The organism is Alkalilacustris brevis (assembly GCF_003350345.1).
In the GTDB taxonomy this organism is placed as follows: domain Bacteria; phylum Pseudomonadota; class Alphaproteobacteria; order Rhodobacterales; family Rhodobacteraceae; genus Alkalilacustris; species Alkalilacustris brevis.
In genome coordinates, this window is sequence record NZ_QNVJ01000030.1 from 1 (window position 1) to 24,032 (window position 24,032).

Genomic DNA, 24,032 nt, shown 5'->3' on the forward strand with positions numbered 1-24,032 from the left:
CAGGCTCATAACCTGAAGGTCGTAGGTTCAAATCCTACCCCCGCAACCAAAATTCCACAATAAAACAAATGCTTGGCCTGTGGTATCTGCATACCGCAGGGCATTTTGCGTTTTACATCAACGCCACATCAACACCCAAACAGAAAAATCGCATTCGCGTGCATTCGCGTGCATTCGCACGCACTGGCGTGCATTCGGCGGTAGTATGGTTTACTTCAACTATGGGTCGAATCTCAGAGCTGCCTTCCTTACCCTATCGAGGAGATGTTTCTTTTCGTCTCTGGCAGTTTCCGAATTTATTGGCAGGACATCGCCGTGAAGCTGTGCCCTGAGCGCACGCCATCGTTGTTCAAGGACCTGCCAGTTATGCTCGGCATAGGTGCCGCGCACAACGATGGGGTGGATGCGGATAGTTGGAAAGCTCTCCAATGACCCTTCAGAAGCCTTCCAATCATGCATCATTTCAAGCCATCGGCTATTCTTTCGATCAACTCGGCCGATCTGCTGCTCGACAATCCCCGGGTTCCATTCGGAATGCAGAAGAACTACGACCCGGCAGGCACGCTGAAGGTTGAGCCCCTCGCGCCCGACACGGGATTGAGCAACCAGAACCATGGGCCATGAAGCTTGCCGGTTGAAGGCAGTCTGAAGATTATGCCGGGTCTGGGCAGGCGTTTCGCCTGACATGAGCCGGGCGAAATGCCCGGTGTTCCCCGCAAAGTCTTCAAGATAGGCAAGCAGCCGCTTGTTGCCCCCACCCATATCCTCCTCGTCCAGCCTGCTGACTAGATCTCCAAAGGCCTTAATCAGCGCCGCCGCGTTCCAATCGTCCAAATCGGCCGGGCGCTGCAGGTCGAGGGCCCGCAAGAGCTTTGTCATAAACCAGGGCTCATGCAAGTTGCTTTCGACTTCCTCATTGCCCTTCCAGAGTCCAAGCAGGCGGGCAGCCGCTTCCTCGGCGCTTTTTTCGATCTGAGTGCGCAGCTCGACCAGCTTCTTCTTCCTTCTCTCCCTCCAGGACTTGTACCGCTGCTTTAGCAATCGCTCGATCTCAGTGGTGTCCGTGGAGCCGCTCCAGAGCACCGGGTCTTGCATCGCATGGCGCAGCGCAGCTTCGTTCAAGACAGTGGAGCCGGGCCAATGTCGGTTTCCATCGCTCTGCAGGCAGCGCAGCATCTCGCGAGCGTCCAGTAGGCCAGTCAACGCTTTGAGTGGCTTGATGAAGCGGCCAAACACCAGGACCTTCTCGCCCTTGTTGGTGTAGCCCTCGATGGTTTCGACGGCTTTCAGAATGGCTGGGTGGGTGTAGATCTCGTCCTCGTCGGTGCCACTTCCTATCTGGTCGCACCAGAACTCAAGCCGAGAGCCTGTTGGTACGGCTCTATCCTCGGTCTTTTCGACCTCTCCAGACGCGGTAAGCTGTACTTCATCGCCCGTGGAGGACGTGTCGAAACCGAATCCCTGGGCAAGCGAGATGCGCTTGCGTTTCAACTCTGTCCCCGTATCGGGAAGCTGCGAAAGCGCCTCGAAGGCGGCGAACCGGCGAAGCCAATCCTGCGTGAAGTTGGTCATACCTTTCGACGGTTCGGCGTAGCGGATATCGACTTCGCGATAGCGCGTAACGTAATCCCTGAAATCAGGATCGGACCGTTTGTCACGCCGGATCACATGTTTCCCCAGGCTATTGCGCAGGGCAGAGGCCGCTTCTTCAAACGCTTCGGTCAGGTTCTCATCGATCTCCTCGACCTGCAGGCGCTCGACGATCCCGACATATTGCTCCACCTCGGTTTCGAGCTGCGTATCGAGTTCCGGAGCGCCGTCTCCTCGAAGACGCTGCAATGTATTGAGCCATTGCTTCGAGTCCAGTTCGACCGGCGTTGCCGTCATGCCAAGTCGGAAGGCATCGCCGTTTTCCCAGGTGACAGGTCCGAGAATGCGCGAAAGGCTGGAATCTTCTCCACGCGATTTGTGCGCCTCGTCGATCACCACCAGGTCGAATCTGCCCAGCGCGATGCCGATGAAAGGAAGCAGGGTGCTGCGGAACCTAGCGGCCGCCAGCGACATCGGGTTTGCAAGCGTTTCCGTATCCAGCTCATACTTCGCTTTGATATCCACCAAACTAACGCCTGCTTCTGCCATGGCGTGGACGATCATGTTTGCGCAGATATTGCTTGCATCGCGCATGGTGCCAGTGTGTTCTTTCGGAAAACCGGGTACGGGCATTTCAAGACGCGTCAGGACAGCGCCCAGTAGATGCCGACGCCAACCTTCGTTATCCGGAAAGCGCATTGCCGCGAAGCTGTGTGAGATCATCAAGACCTTTTCGTTGGACCAACTCACTTCAGGTAATTCACGCTGATTGCGACGTGCGTTGCGATCCGATTTTCCGGTGTCACACCCTCGCGACTTTTCGGAAAAACCTTCGATGAACGACTGATAGCTGCGCAGCGGTAAGAGAGGCATGCTACTGGGGTCAAATCGGCGCAGTTCGTCCCGCCACTGTGAACCCAGACCGGCCGGCAGAACGATTGCCGCCCGCCCACCTTCTCTTTTGACCGCGTCGATCAGTGCAACAGCAATGCGCGTCTTGCCCATGCCGACTTCATCCGCCAGCAAGGTCATGCGGGCGCCGCGCCGGATACGGCATGCCATTCGAGCCAGAGCCCTGCGTTGCCCGCAATCAAGCAGTTGCTGACCATTCGCGTCAAACGGATCGGTGGGTGGATTCTTTGCATGGTTCGACAGTGTAGCCGCTACCGCGTTCCAGTTCACCTTGCTCATGCCGCTCATCCACCTTCCCACAAAGACGGATACCCTTCGAGGCCCCAGTTTCTGGCGACATCATTCAGGTATTGTTTCAACCGCTCCCGCTCCAGCGCATCCAGCCCCTTGGGCATCATGCGGGTATCCAGCAAAACCGGCAGCGGGTTGACTACGGCTGCGCGAAAGAAATCGATCATTTCAGCTTCATTTTCGGACAGGGCTTCCAGCATCTGGCGCAGCTCACGGCACCAGCGTTGCCAGTCGCGCGGGTCGGTTCGCGCCTGAGCTTCCGCCATCGCCGCAAGCAAGCCCATCATGCGCCGCAGCGTATAGGCAGCCGCTTCCTGCCGCCGGGGCTCCCGGATGGCATCCGCGCCGCGCATCTCACCCGGCTCTTCTTCATCCTCCTCGTCATCCGGCTCCGGAGGGGCGGGGAAGTTGCCGATTCGAGCCAGGACATCCTCGACCCTCAAGGCTATCGGAAGCGGCTCCACCAGGGCACCATCCGCGATCACAGGAACCAGGATACCGCTTTCGGCCAGTTTCACCGCGATCGGCGGACCGACAGCCCAATCGCACGGAGTTTCCTGGCACTGTCCGTCAGGCCCGATGATAGCCACCTCTCCGCCCTGATCCGGTGCCTCGATCCGGCCTGCGCGCCAGATCAGATACGTCACCGGCGGCAGACCGTGGGGCTCCTGCGGTCTCTCGTAGTCCTGACCGGAATGGAGCGTCGGGATGGCTTTGGCACTCTCTCTGGCAAGAGGCAGGCGTTTGTATATGCTCTTCGGGCCATTTGCACGCCAGGTCAGCCCTTTGGGCAGCGCCATCATGATGCCCGCCTCCAGATTGCCGGAGTCACCGGCCGACCTTTCAAAACCCGGGCCAGTCATGTTGCCCGACCCGAGGTAGAGATACCCCTCGCAAGCCTCCTTCCCCCGCCCATTTGCTAGCAGCGCGAACTTGGCATGAAGCTTGCGCTCGGGTTTTGCGTTGCCCACCGACGGATCTGTTGGGCTGCGCAGCTTCCAGCCATCCGTGGCAAGGCGTTCAGCGGCGTGAGCGATGCCTTGGCACGAAGCCGGGTTCAGAAGGAGGTCCGGATTTGCCCCTTCGGCAAGAATGCCCTGCTCCGTGAGCGTGTCGCGAAGTCGTTCAAAGACAAATTCTTTCGGGCTACCGCCCTCGAAATAGCCCGAGCCGATGATCAGCCGGTTGAACTTCTGGTTTTGTGGGATGCGTTCGACAAATTGCGTTGCAAGTCCATCCCGCCGGTTATCGACGAAACGTGGCGACAACGACATGGCATCCAACCCCAAGATTTTTTCACGTAGCCGGGCGTCCGGCACCACGCCATCGAACTGCTGCTCGATCAGGCTGCAATCCCCCCTTCCGCGCAGCCATTCGAACATGTCCCAGGCCGCGCGGAGATCGGCGCAAGCCTGGGGGGTCGGTTTGGAGGGATCAAGATCGACCGACCAGAACAGATCAATACTGTATTTCAGCGGGTCTTCGGTCCAGTTGCCGGTGCTGACGGCGAGTCGCAGGCAATAGCCCGCCGGGTCGGTTCGGCGAAACCCCAATAGCGCAACCTTTGCATGGAGCAGCCGAAACCCGCGCTCGGCGCTGGGATCGATGGGAATTTGCGCGACACCCGGAACATGGCCCGGTGCATCCGGCGCCGTGGTGGGGTGAATGAACGCCGCGAGAACCGGGCGGGCAACATCACCAGAGAAGCTGCGCCTGAGCCGCTCGAACATGGCATTCGACGCGGTGAAGCCGCAAAGCAAACCGAAATCGCCAAAATGCTCTTTGGGCGGCATGAAAAGTGTCAGCAGACTCGCGGGCATCACTCACTCCCCCGCGGCCTGGCGTTCGGGTTGGGGCGGCCGTTCAGCTCACTCATCAGGCAGTAAAGGTTCCAGAGCCGATATAGCTGCGGCGCAAAGCGTCTGCGCTCATCGGATAGCGCTTCGTCTTGCTCTTCACTCTCCTTGTCGCGCAAGTCACCGGCAGCCGGGCCGGGCTCGAGATACCCGTCGTTCAGGCGAATGACGATGCCGTCGCGGTCCGCAAGATAACGGATCAGTTCCGCCTTCGCGGCATCGCAGCAATGCCGAGCGAATGCTGTGCTGGTGCTTTCTCCCGCTTCGGCTATCCGGGCAAACCGTTCCCCTATCGTGCCTTTAAGGTTCTCGATCTCCTTCCCGGCCACTCGCTGAGCATCCTGCACGGCAATCCGTGCAGGTCCTTGGTTCCGCTGTCTCTGCAGCATCTCTGCCTCGATGGTACGCAGCACCGAAAGCGCATCATCGCGCAAATCCATGAGGGCGCATCCAGCCCGTAAATCTCGCCAATGATCGGTGGATACCCCGGCAGGACCATTTGGCTGGGCGAGGGCCTTCGGGCTCAGGTCGCCGTGTTGCGCCATGAACGCCGCCAGGTTGCGCCGACGCGCCGCTTCGCTGTCACCGGCCCCATCGCCCTCGATGATCCGGGCCTTTATCAGCTTGCAAACGTCGTCAGGCACTCGTTCAAGTGGCGAAAGCGCTTCGAACACCTTGGTTCCGCCCTTACCGCTTGCCCATTTTTCAACATCAAGGGACCAATGCCTGACTGTTGGCAGCGCCAGCATCCGGTGGCCAGCATCGTGCAGTTTGAATGACCCGTAGCGGTTGCCGCGCACGAAGCCCAAGGCCGAAAGCGGCTGCACCATCGCCATTCGGATAGGCTGCACGACATACGCTCCCCGCCGCGACAGGTTCGCAAGGCTGCTATCGGCCACCCCGGCGAGCTTGCGACGACCGCGCACCCGTCCGTCCGCTTGCTCAACGCCGCGCTGTCCTAACACGCGGAGCATCACCGCGGCCTCGATTGCATTGCCGACAGGCAAGGCGCTGCGGTTCATCTTCTCGGCGAGTGCGACCGCCAGAACCGACCACACCAGAGGAATGGGAAACCACAAGCCCCCCAGCCCCGGCACCGCGCGGTCGTTGAAGTGGCGCACGGCAGCGCCCAGCCCCAGAGTCTGCAGGCGGCGCGTCGATGGCAGGTCCTCGGGCGCCAGTGTCCCCCAATCCGGTGTTTCCAGCATCAATTCCCTCAAGCGTTCGCGACACTGCCGACGGCCAAGATGATCACCTTCTGCGATTGGCAAGCAATGCAAGAGCCAAAGCCATGGCGTTGAAATATCTATTGTTGCAAGATTATCAGTAACCGTAGACTTCCGTCCATTTATCGAGGGCGTGCCGATACAACTCGTCGTACTCGGCATCGGTCTTGTCCGGCAAAACCCTGTCGATCTGAACACGGAATGCTTCCTTGCCGGCGTCACCAGGGTTCATCTTGAACAGCGCGCCCAACACCCTAAAGGCCACGACCTCTGGATCGTACCGATCCTCGTCGTGACGAAGAAAGGCATCGGACAGCAGCATCTCGTCGATTCTCTGGTTTTGCCATTCGGGTGTTTCAAGCTCCGAGCGTTGTGCTTTCAGGGCGGCTTCTGCCGCGGCCTTTCCGTCGTCACGTCCCTGCATGATGGCCCGCAATTCTTCTTCTTCACCGGCTCGCAGCTTTTCGATGACCCAACCAAGAGTGTCTTGGTTGGTCGCTCCGGGGTCCACCACGAACGGCCTAAACCCCAGCTGCGCGCGCCGTTCATCTGATGCCGCGATGTACTCGGCTGACATGGGGTTCACACCCCGACGGCGCTCGCTCGCCTCCCATTTGCTATCATAGACAAAGTCGTACTCCTCGGGGAAAAGTTCGGCGTGAAGCTTCCGCGCGCGACGGTGCAAATCGGATTCCTGGATCTGTTTGTCGTCGGGTGGCTGAGTCACTCTGCCTTTTCCCATGTCATATTCCCTTCGCTGAAGGTTCTGATCGTCTGGCGTGAATCAGCTATGCCCCTGGATAGGCATCAGCGAGCTGGTCCGCGGCCCCGGCTTCGTTTTGGAAAAGCAGGTAATCACGCACCAATCGAGCGATAATGTCCGCGCCCTCGATGATTGCCGCCCAGCGGTGATGCAGTACTGCGGCCGGGTCGATCAGGCCGAGCATGTTGCCGGCGATGGCCCCGGTGGAATCGCTGTCGCCGCCATGCAGAACCGCGATCTGGAGCGACTCGTCGAAGGTCTTGCCCGCCAGGCAGGCATAGAGGGCAATCGACAGTGCCTCTTCGGCAATCCAGCCACCGCCTAGGGACTCGACAGTTTCGGGCGCTCCATCGCGCGGTGCATCGAGCGCCTTGCGGATCGCCCGGGCGGTTTCCGCGCCATTCTCAAGCCGCTGGTATCGCGCCGCCATCGCGATGGCGGTTTCCTCCAGTCTGGCCCCAGCAGCCACATCGGCGAGCATCCCGGCCCATGCCGCGGCGGCCAACTGCCCGGTGGGATGGCCGTGGGTCAGCGCCGAGACTCGGATGGCCAAGTCATGCACATCGTCCCTATGCGCCATCAGCGCCAGCGGCGCCACCCGTATGATCGTGCCGCAGCCCTTGCTGTTATTGCGCGCCGGGGCGCCTAGGCGAGGGCTTTCGGCCAGCGCCGACAGGCAGGTATTGCCCGGCGCGCGCTGCACATGCAGGCGCGGATCGGCGATCAGGCCCCTGTCATCGGTGTCGACAAGCGGTGTGCCGCCTTGCGTGCGATACCAGCGCAGCAGCGCGTGATGAATGACCGAAGGCGGATCGCAGATGCCCTTGCGCGCACCGCGCACCATGGCGCGGATCATGCCCTCAGTGGTGAACAGCGTCATCTGCGTGTCGTCGGTGATCGCGCCGCGCAAGCCCTGGTGCGGAGGCAGGTCTGCAATGCCGTCGGGAAACTTGCGCTTGATCGCATCGAGCGTCAGGAACTCGATTTCTGCACCAAGACTGTCGCCATAGGCGCCCCCTAGAAGACTGGCATGAAGCCGAATGCCCGCTAGTCCATAATGGCGGGCGCAACGGGTAACCCAGCGTTCCTGGTCTTCGGTTTCGATTGCACCAGGCCGAACGACACGTACGTCGCTGATCGCCTGAGGGGCTGACCATCCACGTTCGACGAGCATCAACGCGGCGATCGTGCCGGCGCGCCCCAAGCCTCCGCGGCAATGGACGAGGACACGGCCGCCGCGCTCCATTATGGCGTGCAGCTGCGCGGAAGTTGCAGCCCATGTGCTCATGGCATCGTCTGTCGGGGTGTCCAGATCCCGGATCGGAAAGTGCAACCACTCGATACCGCGCGCCGTCACCGCCTCGCCGAGCGCGGGCACGCCCAGCATCTCGAACTCGTGGTCCTCGATCAGGCTCAAGACGGCGCTGGCACCCCATCCCTTGATCGCGTCCATGTCGAGATCGAGGTCTCGATCCCATCCAGCGCCAAAGACACTATCGCCTTTCTTGCCAGGACAAAACGTGATGCCCAGCCGCCCGTTTCCGAGGGACAGATCATCAATGCGCAGTGGGTGAGTGATGCTCGTTCGAACCAATCGCGTCTCCTTCTCGTCTCGATTCGTTTTGATACTAGATCATTGATGCGTCATTTCCGGACGTATCTGACTCCACGGTGGGTTGTAACTCGCGGCTGTTCCGGAAAGATTATGCGTAAGCAGGGGTTAAAGGACCACGTATCGTCTCGATTCGCTGAACAGTCTGAGGCCTTGGCTGCATGAGCTACCGTCAAAGGTGGCGAAACGAAGCAGGTGTAGGCCGAAGCCAGTTTTGGCGAGGAGGTACGGATGAATGGTCTTGAGCCACTGGTGACGGTGCATGCCGGAACGGGAGCGTTTCGGGCCATCACGTCCGACCTTCTGGCGGAAACCTATCTTGCACCGCGCCCGCTCGCGGTCGACATTAATTCCGTGCTGGCAGATGCCGCATTCCCCTGGTCGGCCAGCATGGTCGTTGCGCCGCTTGAAACGGCTGCCGCAGTTTCAGCGGCCCTGCGGAGCCTTGCCGTGGCGACCCATGGCCTGAACCCGGATGAGGTTGGCCTCGGGGCGCTCGATCGCGACAGCCGCCTTTACAAACACCTCGCCGCGATCTGTGACCTCTGGCGTAATGCCCCGGGCGCACTGCCGGAAGATCTGCAGGTTTACACCCATGTTCTGGCCTGCACATCTGACGACACGCTTGAACCGCTTCCGCTGGTGGCAAGCGATCCATGTAGTTTCGCGACACCCATCGAGCGCCGCATGCATGCGAAATTGCTGGATCATCACGGGCTTGCCGGTGACATGTTTCTGAAGGAATGGGCATCGCGTCGTGCGCCCCTTGTGAGTGGCGCCGCTGAGGGCACGAGCCTGTGGCGCGCTCAGCAGGGAATGACAGGTGCATCCATCCCGCCCGGGCCGCTCGACGACACCCTGGCGTTCTTCGCCCTGCGCGATGAGGCGGAGGAGGCGGATTTTGCGGCGGCACGAGCCCAGCGCCTGATCGATCAGGGCTTATCGCCTGGCGACATCGGTCTGCTGGTGCCTGACGAGATCGGTTATTTTGCGCAGCTACGCCGCGCCTTCGATGCTGCCGGTGTTCCGCTTTCGGGTTTGCCCATCCAGCCTGAAAGCCGCGATATCGCAGGTGAAACACTCCTGCAGCTCCTCTTGTGTTTCCAGGCCCCGGCACCGGCCATGGCGCTTGCCAGTCTCTACATCTCGCCTCTGATGCCGTGGTCGTCCGAGACAGGGCGACAACTCTCGCGCGAGGTCATGCAGGGCAGGTTCGAGCCCTTCGCGGCCGGGTCGCTGACCGGGCGCGCGCAGCGGTTCTACAAACTGGTGCGGAGCAACATTGCGCAGACGCCAGATGGCATCCTGCAAGCCCTCGAGCAGGCTGCCCAGCTCTTGAATGACTCGGCTGATCAGCGCGAGGCTGTTGCCGCATTCCGCGCGAAGATGGGAATGATGCGGGACGAGCTGGCGCAGAGCCGTTCACTGGATTGGACCGCGCTCTACCGTGTTGCGACACCCGCCACGCCCAAGCCGTCGGCGTCAGAGGCTTTCGTAGAGGGCGTGAGCGTGTTCACGGAGGGGCCCGTGCCGTGGCGCCCGGCGCGGCATCTCATTGCCATGGGCATGAGCGGCAATCGCTGGCCGCGTGCGGTTTCTGCGTCGCCGCTCTTTCTCGATGGCGAACTCAGGCTTCTGCGCGAAAAGACCGGGCTTCATATCGAGACGCGCGGCGATGCGCTGGCGCGGCGCCTCGAAAAGCTTCGCCGCCAGTTCCTCTGCGCCTCGGAATCCCTGACCCTCTTGCGCCCCGTCTTCGCGCCGAATGGCAGCCGCCAGGCTTCCGCGGCGGCCCTGTCGCTGGTGGCGCGCACAGTCAGCAATGGCGAAAAGGGGACCGAGGACGTTGAGGCATTGATCCACGATCTGCGTGCGCTCCCGCGCGAGCGCTGGCCGTTTGCGCATCGGGTTGTCGAGGCATCGACAGATCCGCAACCCAGCGCCGTGCCGGAAGATGGCATCTTGCGCTTGGATCGCGATCTGCTCCGCCGCCGCCTAGCCGATGACGGGCGGATGCGCCCACAGTCGCCCAGTCGGTTGGAAACGCTGATGGTCAGCCCGCTCGCCTGGAGCCTGTCCGAGTTCGGGGCGGAGCCGGTGACCTGGGCCCCTGACGGGCTCAACGTCATGGTTGCGGGCACCATCGCGCATGACGTTCTGGAGTTCCTGTTTCCCAAGGACGCGCCGTTGCCTGATCATGATGAGATCGAGGCTGCGGTGCCGGAGTTGCTGTCCACTGCCATCCGTAAACATGCGCCGTTCTTGCAGCGGTCGATCTGGGCTGTCGAACGTGAGGGCCTGCTTCGCGATATCCGAACGGCGGCCCATGCCTGGCGCAACACTCTCGAAGGCCTTGGTGCCCGCGTGATCGACAATGAGATCGGCCTTCAGGGTGAGGCACTGGGTATCTTGTTGCGCGGACGCGCTGACTGCCTGCTCCAGCTGGAAGACGGCAGCCTTCTGGTCGTGGATCACAAGAAAAGCGGAACGCCCAAACGCCGCGCGCGCCTTGAGGCGGGATGGGATCTGCAACTCGGCCTCTACCGCGAGATGCTCAAACGTCCCGAAAAGACGGGCGAGGTGCTCGAGGCCGCACTGGCGGGCAACCCCAAGATCGGGGTTGCCTACCACCTGATCAACGACCAAGGGGTCCTGCTCGAAGGTCTTGAGCCACCCGATGGTGTCGTCACCGTCGTGGAGGGCGAGATATCAGTTCAGGCAATGGATTTGCTGATCACGCGGCTTGCCGAAGTGGGCTCAGGTCAGATCCGCCTCAACAGCGAAGATGACCGCCAGTTCTTCGAGAAAACAGCGAATCTCGCGCCCTATGCGCTGGATGCCTCACCGCTTGTCTTGCGTTTCATGATGCCTGGCGCCGAGGCCGATGACAGCATGGAGGACATCGATGACTGAGATGCTGACCATCGTTCCGGCCGGGGCCGGCTCAGGGAAAACCTTTCGGATCAAATCGGACCTGACCAAATGGGTCAAGGATGGCTCGGTCGGGCCTGATCGCATCTTGGCGGTCACATTCACTGAAGCGGCGGCCGCAGAGTTGCGTGGCCGTATCCGGGCGAGCCTCTTGGCCGAGGGTATGGTTGAGGCGGCGCTGGCCGTCGAACAGGCTTATGTCTCGACCATCCACGGCCTCGGCCTGCGCATCCTTTCGGAACATGCTTTCGCCGCCGGGGCCTCGCCGCAGCCGCGCGCACTGGCCGAGGCGGAGCGTGACCTGCTGATCCGCCAGGCCATGGCGCATGCGCAGTCGCTTGAGGCGGTCAAAGCCGACCTGCCGCGCTTTGGATACCGGTCGAGCTTCTTCTCGAATGCGAGCCAGGAGGACAGCTTCCGCGGCAAGATCCTGACCACGATCGATCTGCTCAGGGGGCTGGGTGACAACGGCAATGATCCGAAACTGGCGGACGCGGCTGTAGCCCGTCTTCGGAGGCTCTACGGGCGGGTTGAGCCGGACGGTGCGCCCCTGGAGGCGCGGCTGCTTGTGGCGATCAACGCCCTGCTCGCAGCATTCCCCAATGACCTCACTCCCCATGCGACCTCCACAGCCGCGCGCACGGCGTTCGGGAAAGACTTCCGCAACATGAAGCGCGCCCAGCGCCCCGGGGAGCTGCGCCGGGATTGGGGGCTCTGGAAAGCCCTGAGCGAGCTGCGTCAGTCGAAGCGGGGGGCGCCTACACCGGATGGCTATGACGCGCTCTCTGGTGAGGTGATTGCGGCGGCTTCGGGTATCGCGGTCCACCCGGGCCCTTTGGAAGACGCCTGCGCGCATCTGACGGCGCTGATCCATGGCGCTCAGGAGGTGATGTCGAAATACTCTGACATGAAGCGCGAAGCGGGTGTCATCGACTATGCCGACATGATCTGCGATGCCGAGCGCCTGCTGCGGACGCGTCCGGAGATCCTCGAGGCGCTTCTGTCCGAGGTCGATTGCGTCATCATCGACGAATTTCAGGACACGAACCCGGTACAGTTCGCGCTTCTCTGGCGCATCGCGCAATCTGCCAAGCGCGTGCTGATCGTGGGCGATACCAAGCAGTCGATCATGGGCTTCCAGGGGGCCGACCCCCGCCTGAGCGAGGCACTCGAGCGGCAGAACCCGGAGGCGGCCTCACCCCTGACCGGCAACTGGCGCTCCGACCCGCGGTTGATGCGGATGGTGAATGGAATTTCGGCGGGACTGTTCGGAGAGGCCTATGTCCCGCTAGAGCCTCAGCGGCCGGAGACAGGCCAGAGCTTCGCAGAAATACTGCGCATTCCGGAAGGGCGCAGATCGAAGAAATCCCGTCCGGAGGAGCATGTCGCGGCGCGCATCGCGGCTATCCTCGAGGAGGCGGCGCCGGTGGTGGAGCGCGACAGTGATCCCAAGGCACCGACATTCCGCCCCGTCGAGCCGCGCGACATTGCCATTCTCGCGCCGACCCATTCGATGGCCGGACGCTATGCAACGGCGCTCAAACGGCAAGCTGTGCCGGTCCGGATCAGCGCAACAGGCTGGCTGGACTCGCCTGCCGTCATGGCGGCGCGCAACGCGCTGGCGTTCGCGGTGGATCCCACAGACCGCCATGCGGCCCTCGCGCTCATGACGCTCGGGCCATCTTCCATGCCTCTTCAGCAGGCGATGAGCCTGCTTGCCGATGGTGGATTGGAAACCTGTGGCGAGCTTTCTGATTTGCGGGCCCTGGCCGAGACCGCACCGGCCATGCCGCTGGAAACTCTGCTCCCGCAGGTGCTCAGCGCTGCGGGTATCCTCGACTGGGCAGCGCGCATGCCGGAGGCGGCGCAAGCTCATGCTGACATTATGCGACTTTCTGCAGAGGTCAGTGAGTTCGTCTCGGCCCATCGTGACTTCAAGGCCGCAGCGGGCTTCCATGGCGGGAGTGCGCAGGTTTTTCTGGGGTGGCTCGAAGCGCGTCGTGAGGAGCGCGACTTCGACCGGCATCCCGACCCAGGCCAGAGCGCCGGACAGGGCATAGAGATTGTCACCTGGCATGCCTCAAAAGGGCGGGAATGGCCAATCACCGTGGTTGTCGGTCTCGAAAATAGAATCGGGGAAAAGCCTGGCACCTTGCGCGCCGAATTCACAGACTTCAGCGATCTCAGCGCAATCCTGGAACGGGCGCTCCTTATCTGGACGCCTGACCTGCCCATCAAGGAAAAGAAGGATGCCTTCATTGCTGATCGTCGCGCAGCGTCAGAAGCTGATGCGCGCCGCCTGCTTTATGTGGCGCTGACCCGCGGGCGCGATCGGTTGATCCTAGAGTGGCCGGATTTCGCGCTCAAGAAACTCGGCGAGAGCGATGGATCGGCGAACCACGCCGAAATGCTGATGCTGGAGGCGGGCATGGAGCCCGAGGCTGGGAGCCTGAAAGTCGGCGGCGTCAGTTTCCCGGCTCGGACCTTGATGTGCAGCGCTGAGGCCCCGGGCATGCTGGAAGCGCCCGGGGCGCAACAGGCCTCGGAAAGGATGGCTTTTGGTGAAATGCGGCCCATGCTCGAGACGCAGCAGACGGCATGGCGTGTCCGACCCTCATCGATCGTGAATGATCCGCTTCCTGAGGTTCAGACGCGCATCGTTAAGCTGGACGTTCCGCCAAAGGCTGTCTCCCTCGTGGCGACAGCCAGCGAACGTGGCACCGCTCTCCACAGGGCGATGCGCGTTCTTTTGCTGCGGCCGGATTTGCGTTCGCGTCTGTCTGCGGCCACGGGCTTTGACGAGGCAACGCTGGACGTACTGCAAGCACAGGCCGATGCGCTCAAGCAGTGGCTGACTGCCGAGGGACATACCAAGATCGAGTGCGAGGTGCCGATCCAGAAGCGCGAAGCATCAGGCGCGGAATTCAACGGGATCATTGACCTTCTGGCGACAGGCGAAGGGAAGTGTCTGATTCTCGATCACAAGAGTGGTGCGGGCAGCTTTGCCGCTTACTTCGCGCAGCTTGATGCCTATCGCGGGGTTTTTGCGGGACAGCGTCAGGCAATCAAAACTGACGTGGCAATCCACTGGATCGACAGGGCTGAGTTGGAAGTTCTTGTCAGTAATGAAGCAAAATGAACGGTGGGACGCGACGGCGGGCGGCATTTTATTGCATCGCCTGCGCAGTGGCTCGCTTATGAGAAGAGGGCAGCAGGGCCGTGAGCATCACAGACATAGTTCCCGATATCCATGGTCAGGCCGAGAAGCTGCGTCTTGCCCTTCAAAACCTTGGCTGGCGGCGAAATGGAACGACATGGCTGCATCCCGAGCCAGATCGCCAGATCGTGTTCTTGGGGGACTTCATCGATCGTGGCCCCGAGAATTCTGCCGTCATCAGGATCGTGCGCGAACTGATGGATTCGGATCGCGCCCAGGCCATCATGGGCAACCATGAATTGAATGCCATCCACTTCCATACGGCTGACCCCAAGACAGGGGCGGCGCTTCGGTCGCATGACAAAGACAACCTCGTCCAGCACGACAGTTTTCTGAGGGAGTTTCCCCAGGGTGCATCGCACACCAAGGATGTGCTGGAGTGGATGAAGGGCCTGCCGCTGTTCATCGAGACGGAAGACTTTCGCGCTGTTCATGCCGCATGGATCCAGCCTGCAATCGACGACTTAAGGCGACAGACTGTCGCTGGAGTCCTGTCCGAGGCTCAGCTGATCCGGGCAGGCCGAAAAGGCGATGCGATCTACGACCTTGCCGAAGCGGTCGTGAAGGGACCGGAGGCACGTTTGCCTGATCCGCATTCATTCGTCGATAAGGGCAAGAAGGTCAGGCACCATGTAAGAGTGAAGTGGTGGATCGGTGACGCGCAAAACTGGCGTCAGGTTGCGATGTCGGTGCCCGATGTCAATCAGCTGCCAGATGAGCCGCTGCCTGATGATTTGTTTGCGACTATCTATCCCGTACGGGATAAGCCTGTCTTTTTCGGACATTACTGGATGTCCGGTGAGCCAGAGCTTCAAAGCGCAAATGCGCTGTGTCTCGACTATTCAGCCGGCACCGATGGTCCTCTTGTCACCTACACGCATGTTGCCGGATCGCGAGAGCTCAGTTTGGAAAATGTAACGATCCACAAATAGTTAACGCTTTTTGCGTGACGTCAGACCGGCAAAAGCCCTTTCGCCGATGCCCTTCGCCGTTATCGGAGCCTCACTTCCTCCACGTGGGCGATCATGGCATCGCGCAATTCCGGTGGCGAGATAATCTCGACCTGATCCCCCCAGCGAAACAAATGCCAGCACATTTCGCGCAAACCACCTGCGCGGAATGACACCGTCAAACTCCCGTCCGGCTCGTCGGTCATGACCTGTGTAGGATGGAACAGATAGAGGCGCGCGTCGGTCGCCGTTTCGGGCGTGAAGCGCCAGGCGATATCGTAAACCTCTTCCTGCCAGATCCCGAAGGATCGTTGCATCCAGGCCGAAAGATCAAAGTTTTCCGGGCGCTCGAAAACATCCTCCGTCGGCTCGATCCGCTCAAAACCGGCCAAGGCAAACAGGCGCACATCCTGCGCGTAGTCGCTATACGCCACAAGATATTGCCGGCCCTCACCGAGCAGCATCGCAAGCGGGCCAAGGCGCGCATTGCGGCTCAAGAGACCGGTTGCGCGCGCGCGATGATCGACATCGATCCAGACACCGGCGAGGATCGCTTCACGGAGCGTATTCAGAGTGTCGTTGGGAATGCGCTCGCGCGGACCCGGTCGCAAGGCGACGCCATCCGCCTCGAGTAGGGCGGCTATATCGGGTTCAAGCTGCGCCCGCTTCGGCCCCGGCAGGCGCGCACGAAGGCGATCGGAGAGCGTGTCTAGCTGATCCGCAGTGGTCAGGTCCCCAGACTGGCGCGCGAGTTCGGCGCCGCGATGAAGGGCTGCGATGTCGTCGACGGTCGGGTCGGCAAGACGGCCTGCGGTACCAGGCGGCAGGCGCCAACGCTTTCGACCGCCCGGTTCGGCAAGCTCCTCTGTCTGTGGAAATGCATCGCGGATCGCATCGCGCATCCGCTCCGCTGTCCTGCGCGACACATCAAAGGTCTCGCCGATGTCGTCGAGGGACAGGCCATCAGCGCGGCCCTGCATCTGCATGGCCAGCCGTACTAAATCTGCCAATCGGCCATAACGCATTGGCGCCCCTCCATTGTTCGCAGAGTGACGGAAACGCGTCATGGCTTCAAGCCGAGCGGAGCCTGTGAATGCGCGCACCGCATCAGGTGGCCCCCCTCGATCAGCTTGCTGCACGAAACCCGATCGGGTTTCGGATGTTTGGCTTCGCGGCTTGCTCGCGGCGCAGTTCAACAAGGATCGCGTCGGGCTGAGCGATGCCCAGCAGCTTCGATCGCTTGGCAGCCACCGCGAAGTCACCGGGCGTCAACTGGTCAAGGGCCCAAAGCCCCGAGGGCGGATCGGACTTGAAGAAGCGACGGAAGCACGCCTCACGCTGCAGGGCACTCAGCGGCAGGAAGCCGATCTTCAGGCTGAAGCGCCGGGCGGTGGCAGGATCCAGCTGTTCGACCAGGTTGGTGGTGCAGGCGAAGGGCAGGGGGTGGTTTTCCATCCAGGTGAGCATCTCGTTCACCTGCGAGATTTCCCAGCGATGCGTCGCGCCATCGCGCGCGCCGAGGAGCGAGTCCGCTTCGTCGAAGACAAGGAATGCGCTGGTGTCGCGTGCTTCGGCAAACGCATCTGCGATGTTGCGCTCGCTGCCGCCGACATAGCGATCCAGAAGATCAGAGGCACGCCGCTCAATGACCGGCATCTCCATTCGGGCTGCGAGATAGCGCGCGAAGGCACTCTTGCCGGTGCCGGGAGGGCCGCTGAGGCACAGCCCACCGGTATTGGCGGGACCGCAGGCGACGAACCTTTCCGTGATCAGTGCCAGGTCATGGTCGGCATTGGCCAGCTCAGGCTTGAACCTGACGCTGCTGGGCGCTGCAAGCGGGTTGTGCCCTCCGCGCACGGCCCGCGAGATCGCCGAGGCCGCTAACTTTACGTCGTCCGCCCCGCCGCGCGTAATCCTCACCGCACGAAGTGCGCTGTCTGCAAGAGCAGGTGCATCTTCCATGCTATGGGCAAGTTCAAGGCAGAGCTCTTTGGGCAGCGGAACCCGGTGCTGCTCTGCGAGCTTTTCCCAGATGCGGCTGCGCACGGAAACCGGCGGTGTCCGCAGCTCCAGCGTGAAGGAGATCCGCCGCAGGAATGCTGGATCGCAATCGCTGATATTGTTGGTCGTCCACAACGTCGGGACCGGGTTGTTTTCCAGAAGCCGGTTGATGTGCACTTTTGACCCGGTGCGACGCAGGGAAAGACCAAATATCCCACTATCGATCCCCGCAAAAAGGTCCTCCATCTCGTCGAAGAGGATCAGGCTGTTGCCCTGATCGCTGAGCATCCGCTGGCCGAGGCGCAGCTGCTGCAGGCGCTCGAATCGGGATGGTTCGTCACCGTCATCATCGGCCTCACCGACAGCGTGAAGCCCAGCGCCGAGGCGCGCTGCAAGCGCCTTGCAGAACTCCGTCTTACCGGTGCCCGGCACCCCGTGGAGGAGAATGTTCACACCCTTCTCGTGCCGCTCCAGCGCACCACGGAGCAGGCGGAATGCAAAGTCACGCCCAGCGCCAAGATGCTCGAAATCCTCCCAAGCCACGGACGCGGCCCCAGCGCGCGCAAATAGCTTGCCCAGGATGTCGCCAAGGGTGCGTGACGGTGGATCCAGAGCCACGAGAAGGCGGTCGGACGTAAGGAGCCCAAGCCCGCTCATGGGCGGCTTGTCAAATTGCAAGAGACCAGAGACCAACAGACGCCCGGCCGGTGCGAGGGCGCGCCGCACACTGGCCGCGGGCAGTCCGGAAAGGTGGATGACTGCATCCTGCACCGGGATCCGCGCATCATCAACCAAGGCGTTGCATAAGGAATTCACTGGCCCGGAGCGCCCAGCGCGAACGGCAAGTTCGAAGATGGTGCGCTCATCCGCGGTCAGCCCGACATGGTCTGCCAGAAGGGTGATGTTCTGCGTCAATACATCCGGTTTCGGGCGCGCGACCGATGAGAAACGATCAGCGAGCCGCTTCCTAAGGTCGGACCAGACGGGGGCCGGGACACCTTTCTTCCGGAAACTGTCGATCTCCGGATCCCAGTCGAAGCCCAGATCCTGATCCTCGACCCAGCTTGAAAGCTCCTGGGCCACGACACTGCGGGCGGGAAAGCTGTGGGCAACCCGGAACGCCAGGTCAATCAAGTATCGCTGCTCGTATTTCTGCGTCATGCAACCTCCATCGTGATAGATGGAATGTATGCCAAGCATGCGTCAAAATCGGGTGTATGTCGCTTTGGGTACCAGTTCACCGATGATGCTGTTTGGTCTCGAATGAATGCTTGCGGCACGTTGGTTGGTAGGTATGGTAGGGCCAAATCCTGTTCGGCATGCCACTTGGAGTATGTCGGCTTGGCAACACAAAGCACCTCACTCGGGGGATGTATGGGTATCAAAGAAGGGGGATATACTTGGATCTTGGTATTGCTCTTTTAATTATTTTCGCCGTAGGAATCTTCTTCTATTTCATGGTGAGAAAAGCTCGATTTAACAGCTTGGTTGCACGATTTGGCAGCGAAGAATGCGCCTCTAGAATCATGAAAGGTGTAGTTTGGCAAGGAATGACTGACGAAATGCTGACTGAGGCGCAGGGCAAGCCGGACGACATCGATAGAAGTGTTTTCAAGCAAAAAACCAAAGAGACTTGGAAGTATGGTAAAATCGGGAAGAATCGATATAAAAAACGTATTATGCTAGAAAACGGTATCGTTGTGGGGTGGAGGTGAGTTAAAGTAAGATTCTTTAATAGTGCTTGAGTCGACATTGTCTGAGGGTAACAGATTGAGGCAACGCATCTCGCCAGCTTTTCTGCTGAGCGCAACATGAAATATTTAGCCGCAAGCATAAGGACGCAGAATGGTACGGCGTAATAGGCGTACGGGAAGAAATAGCGATGGCGCAAGGATGGATGCGTTCTTCGCCAAGATCGGTTTGGTTGGCAAGCTGATCGTGCTCATCGTCGGTGCTTTTATTATTTTTCTAAGCAATGTTTTCTCCAGCTCTACCATATCTGACTTCGGGTGGTCGGTATGGAGATCCAACATAGCTGGATTCCATGTAGACAGCGTAATGCAAGCTAGAACTGATTTAAGGGTCTTCGTGGAGCCTAACTTAATCCTTGTCCCAGATAGATACCACAGCACAATACCAAATGGCGCACTCTTTAGGCATCGCGGCACAATTCGGTTGGAGAATGTCCATTGGCTTGCCGTCGATTTCTTTCACCAAGCTGAAAGAAGAACAGGCTTTCTATTGGTTGAACTTCGCCGAAGAACGGACCCAAACACAGGGCGGCAAACAATCTTGCCATATCAGGGTATGAGAGAAATTCGATACAGTGAGAGTTCTAGGTCTTATCCGGTGCGTAGTAGGTTCGTAAATTTTAGCCCCGCGGAATCTGACCGAGGTGTTTTAGATTCTGTTATGCGTTCAATAGTTGAGCCGTTAAAGAGAGCCGATTTGGTGGAGCTCCTGAATATCAGATATGCATCTACACCAATTGACCGAGAGCGCATCCTGAGCAGTGATGAATTTACAGTCATTGACTTACTCTCTACTGATCATAGAATTGCGTATGTGGATGACAGCGAGGCTGCAAAGTATCAGCGTATCGTGGACGCCTTCAACCAAAGGGCGCTTCAGATGTTAATATATCAAACCGATGTTGATTTTGACGCATTAGATTACATGCGAGATCAATATCGCAATTGACGGGAGAAGAGAGTGCCATTCCGAAGAAGTATTTCGGGGATTCCCCTTAACCTCGTTACTATATCCCTGCTTTGGCCCGGTATGGTGCTGCAATTCATCGCATATTTTAGCGTTGCAGGCAGCAGAAACTATGGGAGTGTGCGCGCCATAACGCGTTTTTCTCGATCACCAATGTTCACAGTTTTCGCGACTATCGTTTTGTATCCGGTTATTTTTTTCTGGCTACTTGATTTTATTCCTGATTTTCTTGCAGCGATGGCCCCGTAAGTGTAGTTTATCCATCAGCAATGATCTCTTCAGCTTCGTTACTGAAGATCAATTGCACGGTGGTATAGGTCTTTGTGTGGGATGATGCGTATTCCGGGGCAGGGCAATCGCTTTTGGCTCAGCTCTCTGGAGCCGGCGCTTTCAAGCCATTGAGAATGCTGCGTAAGAAATCCTCATCCCATCCTGCACGCTTGAGCTTTATGGAGAGCGATCCCTTCGAAGTTTCTTGCCGAACGACGTCGAGGGCGCGGCGCCGCAGGACGGCGATGTTGCCGGGCGCGTTATCCTTGCGGTTGCGTGCTGCGTCCTCACGGAAGGAAACGTCGAGCTGCCAGTGCAGGACATTCTCGATGGCCCAATGCGCGCGCACCGTGGCCAGCAGCACCTCCGGCTCGGGTGTCCAGGACTGTCCATGATCGAAAGCGCGCCGGGCGCGGCGGAGCTGCCCCGGCGCCACGCTTGCCGCAGCGCGACCGGCTGCAGCTAGGCTTCTTCCAGCGGCTGGTGACCCCGAAGGATGAGAAGCGTTTCGTCGACGGCATTCGCGCGCTCAATGATGGCGATCAGGATTCGGCGCTGGCGGCACTGGAAGAAGCGCTCGATCTGCCCGATGCCGCCTGGATGGCCGGGATGATCCGCCTGCGCCGCGAGGAGCTCGATGCCGCGAAGGGCCATTTCAAGCAGGCGCTGGGCCGGCTGGACGATCTCGGCACGCTGTTCGGGAAATACGAGATCGCCGCGCAGGCCAGCCTGCCGATCACGTCAGACATCTTCGCTCATGTCTTTCCGCGCGAGCGCGGCACAAGGCTGGCGCTGGTGGAAATCGCGCAGCTACAGGGCCGCCACGACGATGCCATGACGCATGTCGAGCGGCTCATGGAGATCGACCCGACCGACCCGGTGGTTCTGCTCTCCTTCGCCGAACTGGCCCTCGATACACCTGATGACCGCGCGCTGATGGACCGTGTGGTGCGCGCCACCGCGCATGTCGAGAACGAGACCCCGGTCGACACCGCGATCCTGCTCTATCGTGGCAGGGCAATGGCGGCGCTGGGCCTGCCCGATGCCGCCATCGATGTGTTCACCTTGGCCAACCGCCGCCGCAAGGATCGGCCCGAGGCGCTGCTGCACCAGATCCGGTATGACCGTGCGGCGCTCTATCACGAGACCGGCCAGCGCGCCCGCGCAAGACGCGAATTCGAGCGCCTCTATGCCGCCGATCCGGGATTTGAGGATGTAGCCGAGAGGCTGGGGGTCGGCGGATGACCGACCCCGCCCTTGCGAAACGCATCCGCGAAATCCTCGCCGGGCGCAATGCAGGCGATCCGTTCATCACCTATCAGGCGCTGGCCAGCGCACTGGGCCTGCAACCACCAGGCACCATCCAGCGCGTCGCCGCCGCGCTGGAGCAGACCATGCGCGAGGACGTAGCTGCAGGCCGCCCGATGATCGCCGCACTGGTGATCAGCCGCGCGGGTGACATGCCGCGGCTCGGCTTCTTCGATCTCGCGATGGCGCTTGGCCGCTTTCCGGAGGATCCCGCGCAGCATCGCGGGGCGTGGCAGGCGGAATGCGCGGCGGTATTCAGGATGCTGAATGGTGCTTGAAGCGGATCGGCTTGGATCACCTGGTCTCGAACCAGCGCATGGCGGTCTGCAGCAGATGATCGTAATCGCCCGCCATGGCCTCGGCCATGAAGGCGGCGATCTCATCTTCGGAGAGCCCGGCATCGCGAGCGGCTTCGCGACATTGGCCGAGCACGGCGAAGGCGTTGCCGTCCTGCCCGGTGAGCGTGACGGTAATGTCGGGGTATTTCGGGGTCATCACGTGCGGCTCCATCGACGCGGCACCACCACATCAGGCGTGACCCGCGCGCATAGTCCAGTTGAATGTCGAAGGTGAACGAGAGAGAGCCCTGCAGGGCATTCGCCCGAGGGTTCGGCTGTCTTCGAATGGCTCTGGGTGGGGCTGTCGCGGCGCTATTCCTGCCCGCGACTGATCATCCTGGGATCGATTTCCGGCTCGTCCCATTTCGTCGCGGCGCCCATCCAGCGCTCGATGGTCGCCTGCAGCTTGGGATCGTTGGCCTCGAGATGGAAGGTGTAGAGGCGGTTGACGATCTCCTGCATCAGCGCGCGCACTTCGTTGTCGTCGATGTGCGAGACCTCGGTCCAGGGGATGCGCCGGCCGTCCGCATCCACGACAAAGACATCCGAGTAGTCGCCGGTCCGGGTTGCAGGGGTGAGTCCGGAATGCAGCGTCTCCAGCTGCGTGTTGCGCACGCAAAGCATGGCCATGATCCTGGCCAGCCTTGCCGCAACGCGCTTTTCGTCGTCCTTGTTCATGGTCCGAGAATAGCCGGATGCCTGCAATCTTGCCACGATTTCGAACAGCGTTACAGGCTATCGCCCAGCGCAGGCCCGCGCCTGGTCACGCAGGACGGCGTAATCGGCGAGCCATCCCACGATCAGCGCCCCCTCGGACAGCGTGGCGACTTCCTCCGCCACGCGCGCCTGCGCGGCCTGGCTGTACTCGACCACGGGCGGGCAGGCGCCGGGCGGAGCGTCAGAAGTTACCCCCGCGCAGCCGGTCAACAAGATCGTCGCGACTGCGAGGGCGGCGGCTGGCGGCGTCCAGCATCTGGCGGTGGATGGCATTGGTGCGCTCCAGGGTTTCGAGTCGCGCGGCAGCGCGGCCTGCGCGCTCGGCCGTGCGGCGGAGGTTGAGGATGAACATGGCGATGGTGAGCGCGACGAGGGTGAGAGCCGCTGCCCGTCGTGCCCAAGGCCGGGCCAGAAGGCCGGCCAGTAGGCTTGCCCACATCAGCGCAGGCCCTTCTTCCAGTCGTCCAGCCGCGCCCAGACGGCGACCGCGATCCCACCCAGCGCAAGGGCGATGAACAGCCAACGCAGGGTGTCGAGATGTGGGACGAGCGGCAGTACAGCCCCTTGCGCCTCGGCCAGGACTTCCTGCGCGACCTCCACCCCGGCGGCACCCACAGTGGCCACCCCAGCCGCGCCCGTGCCCTTCAGGGTCCGACTCTCTGCCAGCGCCTCGCGCGCGGGCGGGGCCTCTGGCGCGAACGCCACGGCCCGCACCGGGAACCGCTCGCCCCACTGGCGCGCGGGACCGAGATCGATATGGATGAAGCCCGAGCGCGGATAGAAGCCGAAGCCGAGGAAACCCACGGCGCGCGCTGCGGCCTCGAACGCCGCAGGGTCGTGGTTCGACATGGCGATATCAAACGCCGTGCCGTCCATGTGCTTGGAGCGCGGTGCCCCGCCGACATTGCGGTTGTGCTCGGGCGAACGATAGGCCGAGCGGACAATCAGCGGCTTGCCCAGCCGGTCGCGCAGGGCCTGCAGCTTGTCGAGGGCCTCGGGGTGGAGCTTGAGCTGGCCGGTGCCGCGGCAGGCGATCTCGGCGGGCGAGAAGTTCTTCCAGCGCCACAGGCTCTCGAGCACGTCGCGGTGATGACGGAATGTGCGGACGGGGTCGGACATGGGACGTCTCCTTTGGGTGAAGGGCATGCGGAATGGGCCGCCGCCCGGTCGGGGCGGCGACGAGGGGTGGATTGGCTGTGCGGGGCTTTCAGTCTGCCTGCGTCGGGTTGCAGCCCGGTGCGGCGAACGCGCGCTGCTCTGTGCGACTGCCTGGCGTCAGCCGCCGTTCTTGCGCTGGAAGGCGGCGAAGATCAGGTTGCGCATGTCGTGGAT

20 protein-coding genes are annotated in these 24,032 nt (G+C 61.1%); 7 read left to right on the top strand and 13 right to left on the bottom strand.

Annotated features, from left to right (window positions below; all coding sequences use genetic code 11):
• Positions 1-219 precede the first annotated feature (219 nt).
• The 5 genes from DQ229_RS04440 to DQ229_RS04460 form a co-directional block, all read right to left on the bottom strand.
• Positions 220-2,781, bottom strand: a complete 2,562-nt coding sequence (locus tag DQ229_RS04440; RefSeq protein ID WP_162300740.1) for a DEAD/DEAH box helicase — start codon at positions 2,779-2,781, stop codon at positions 220-222.
• 5 nt (positions 2,782-2,786) lie between these two features.
• Positions 2,787-4,613 (bottom strand): phospholipase D-like domain-containing protein, encoded by a 1,827-nt coding sequence (locus DQ229_RS04445; RefSeq protein ID WP_114965077.1) that lies wholly within the window; start codon positions 4,611-4,613, stop codon positions 2,787-2,789.
• Complete coding sequence (locus DQ229_RS04450; RefSeq protein WP_238380955.1) at positions 4,613-5,860, bottom strand: hypothetical protein; 1,248 nt, start codon at positions 5,858-5,860, stop codon at positions 4,613-4,615. The genes DQ229_RS04445 and DQ229_RS04450 overlap by 1 nt, the downstream gene beginning before the upstream one ends.
• Before the next feature lie 112 nt (positions 5,861-5,972).
• The gene (locus tag DQ229_RS04455; RefSeq protein ID WP_162300741.1) at positions 5,973-6,602 is read right to left on the bottom strand and encodes a hypothetical protein; all 630 of its coding nucleotides are present in this window, start codon (positions 6,600-6,602) and stop codon (positions 5,973-5,975) included.
• A gap of 61 nt (positions 6,603-6,663) precedes the next feature.
• Positions 6,664-8,232: an ADP-ribosylglycohydrolase family protein gene (locus DQ229_RS04460; protein ID WP_114965080.1), complete on the bottom strand. Its 1,569-nt coding sequence runs from the start codon at positions 8,230-8,232 to the stop codon at positions 6,664-6,666.
• Between the two features lie 249 nt (positions 8,233-8,481).
• Here DQ229_RS04460 and DQ229_RS04465 point away from each other — a divergent pair, with 249 nt between their 5' ends.
• The 3 genes from DQ229_RS04465 to DQ229_RS04475 all read left to right on the top strand — a co-directional run bounded on the left by DQ229_RS04465 (position 8,482) and on the right by DQ229_RS04475 (position 15,330).
• A complete protein-coding gene (locus DQ229_RS04465; RefSeq protein ID WP_114965081.1) occupies positions 8,482-11,163 on the top strand; it encodes a PD-(D/E)XK nuclease family protein in 2,682 nt (893 codons plus the stop codon).
• Complete coding sequence (locus DQ229_RS04470) at positions 11,156-14,320, top strand: UvrD-helicase domain-containing protein (protein WP_162300742.1); 3,165 nt, start codon at positions 11,156-11,158, stop codon at positions 14,318-14,320. Before DQ229_RS04465 ends, DQ229_RS04470 begins: the two co-directional genes overlap by 8 nt.
• Positions 14,321-14,400: 80 nt before the next feature.
• The gene (locus DQ229_RS04475; protein WP_114965083.1) at positions 14,401-15,330 is read left to right on the top strand and encodes a metallophosphoesterase; all 930 of its coding nucleotides are present in this window, start codon (positions 14,401-14,403) and stop codon (positions 15,328-15,330) included.
• 59 nt (positions 15,331-15,389) lie between these two features.
• Here the strand turns inward: DQ229_RS04475 and DQ229_RS04480 are convergent, their stop codons facing one another.
• Both DQ229_RS04480 and DQ229_RS04485 read right to left on the bottom strand, forming a co-directional pair.
• A complete protein-coding gene (locus tag DQ229_RS04480) occupies positions 15,390-16,373 on the bottom strand; it encodes a helix-turn-helix transcriptional regulator (RefSeq protein WP_162300743.1) in 984 nt (327 codons plus the stop codon).
• Between the two features lie 100 nt (positions 16,374-16,473).
• A complete protein-coding gene (locus tag DQ229_RS04485) occupies positions 16,474-18,510 on the bottom strand; it encodes an AAA family ATPase (protein ID WP_162300744.1) in 2,037 nt (678 codons plus the stop codon).
• A 239-nt stretch (positions 18,511-18,749) separates the two neighbouring features.
• Between DQ229_RS04485 and DQ229_RS16235 the strand changes: the two genes are divergently transcribed.
• Both DQ229_RS16235 and DQ229_RS16240 read left to right on the top strand, forming a co-directional pair.
• Positions 18,750-19,064 (top strand): DUF2845 domain-containing protein, encoded by a 315-nt coding sequence (locus DQ229_RS16235; protein ID WP_155326441.1) that lies wholly within the window; start codon positions 18,750-18,752, stop codon positions 19,062-19,064.
• A 178-nt stretch (positions 19,065-19,242) separates the two neighbouring features.
• The gene (locus tag DQ229_RS16240; RefSeq protein ID WP_155326442.1) at positions 19,243-20,049 is read left to right on the top strand and encodes a hypothetical protein; all 807 of its coding nucleotides are present in this window, start codon (positions 19,243-19,245) and stop codon (positions 20,047-20,049) included.
• 385 nt (positions 20,050-20,434) lie between these two features.
• On the opposite strand, the gene DQ229_RS04490 is transcribed toward DQ229_RS16240, so the two are convergent.
• A complete protein-coding gene (locus tag DQ229_RS04490; protein ID WP_238380956.1) occupies positions 20,435-20,701 on the bottom strand; it encodes a hypothetical protein in 267 nt (88 codons plus the stop codon).
• Positions 20,702-20,775: 74 nt separating this feature from the next.
• Between DQ229_RS04490 and DQ229_RS04495 the strand changes: the two genes are divergently transcribed.
• Entirely contained in the window at positions 20,776-21,582 is an 807-nt protein-coding gene (locus DQ229_RS04495) for a tetratricopeptide repeat protein (RefSeq protein WP_114965086.1), read from the top strand.
• Entirely contained in the window at positions 21,579-21,923 is a 345-nt protein-coding gene (locus DQ229_RS04500; RefSeq protein ID WP_114965087.1) for a hypothetical protein, read from the top strand. The genes DQ229_RS04495 and DQ229_RS04500 overlap by 4 nt, the downstream gene beginning before the upstream one ends.
• A 16-nt stretch (positions 21,924-21,939) precedes the next feature.
• Here the strand turns inward: DQ229_RS04500 and DQ229_RS04505 are convergent, their stop codons facing one another.
• The 5 genes from DQ229_RS04505 to DQ229_RS04520 form a co-directional block, all read right to left on the bottom strand.
• Positions 21,940-22,140: a hypothetical protein gene (locus DQ229_RS04505; RefSeq protein WP_114965091.1), complete on the bottom strand. Its 201-nt coding sequence runs from the start codon at positions 22,138-22,140 to the stop codon at positions 21,940-21,942.
• 155 nt (positions 22,141-22,295) lie between these two features.
• A complete protein-coding gene (locus DQ229_RS04510; protein ID WP_114965088.1) occupies positions 22,296-22,661 on the bottom strand; it encodes a hypothetical protein in 366 nt (121 codons plus the stop codon).
• Between the two features lie 57 nt (positions 22,662-22,718).
• Positions 22,719-22,856, bottom strand: a complete 138-nt coding sequence (locus DQ229_RS16955) for a hypothetical protein (RefSeq protein WP_338014144.1) — start codon at positions 22,854-22,856, stop codon at positions 22,719-22,721.
• Between the two features lie 25 nt (positions 22,857-22,881).
• The gene (locus tag DQ229_RS04515; protein ID WP_114965089.1) at positions 22,882-23,139 is read right to left on the bottom strand and encodes a hypothetical protein; all 258 of its coding nucleotides are present in this window, start codon (positions 23,137-23,139) and stop codon (positions 22,882-22,884) included.
• On the bottom strand, positions 23,139-23,819 hold the full coding sequence (locus DQ229_RS04520; protein ID WP_114965090.1) for a YcbK family protein: 681 nt from the start codon (positions 23,817-23,819) through the stop codon (positions 23,139-23,141). Before DQ229_RS04520 ends, DQ229_RS04515 begins: the two co-directional genes overlap by 1 nt.
• Positions 23,820-24,032: the final 213 nt, after the last annotated feature.

Bases quoted from the DNA above. Each gene is read 5' to 3' on its own strand.
- DQ229_RS04440 (WP_162300740.1), bottom strand. From the start codon at position 2,781: ATGAGCAAGGTGAACTGGAACGCGGTAGCGGCTACACTGTCGAACCAT.
- DQ229_RS04445 (WP_114965077.1), bottom strand. From the start codon at position 4,613: ATGCCCGCGAGTCTGCTGACACTTTTCATGCCGCCCAAAGAGCATTTT.
- DQ229_RS04465 (WP_114965081.1), top strand. From the start codon at position 8,482: ATGAATGGTCTTGAGCCACTGGTGACGGTGCATGCCGGAACGGGAGCG.
- DQ229_RS04470 (WP_162300742.1), top strand. From the start codon at position 11,156: ATGACTGAGATGCTGACCATCGTTCCGGCCGGGGCCGGCTCAGGGAAA.
- DQ229_RS04480 (WP_162300743.1), bottom strand. From the start codon at position 16,373: ATGCGTTATGGCCGATTGGCAGATTTAGTACGGCTGGCCATGCAGATG.
- DQ229_RS04485 (WP_162300744.1), bottom strand. From the start codon at position 18,510: ATGACGCAGAAATACGAGCAGCGATACTTGATTGACCTGGCGTTCCGG.
- DQ229_RS16240 (WP_155326442.1), top strand. From the start codon at position 19,243: ATGGATGCGTTCTTCGCCAAGATCGGTTTGGTTGGCAAGCTGATCGTG.
- DQ229_RS04500 (WP_114965087.1), top strand. From the start codon at position 21,579: ATGACCGACCCCGCCCTTGCGAAACGCATCCGCGAAATCCTCGCCGGG.
- DQ229_RS04505 (WP_114965091.1), bottom strand. From the start codon at position 22,140: ATGACCCCGAAATACCCCGACATTACCGTCACGCTCACCGGGCAGGAC.
- DQ229_RS04510 (WP_114965088.1), bottom strand. From the start codon at position 22,661: ATGAACAAGGACGACGAAAAGCGCGTTGCGGCAAGGCTGGCCAGGATC.
- DQ229_RS04515 (WP_114965089.1), bottom strand. From the start codon at position 23,139: ATGTGGGCAAGCCTACTGGCCGGCCTTCTGGCCCGGCCTTGGGCACGA.
- DQ229_RS04520 (WP_114965090.1), bottom strand. From the start codon at position 23,819: ATGTCCGACCCCGTCCGCACATTCCGTCATCACCGCGACGTGCTCGAG.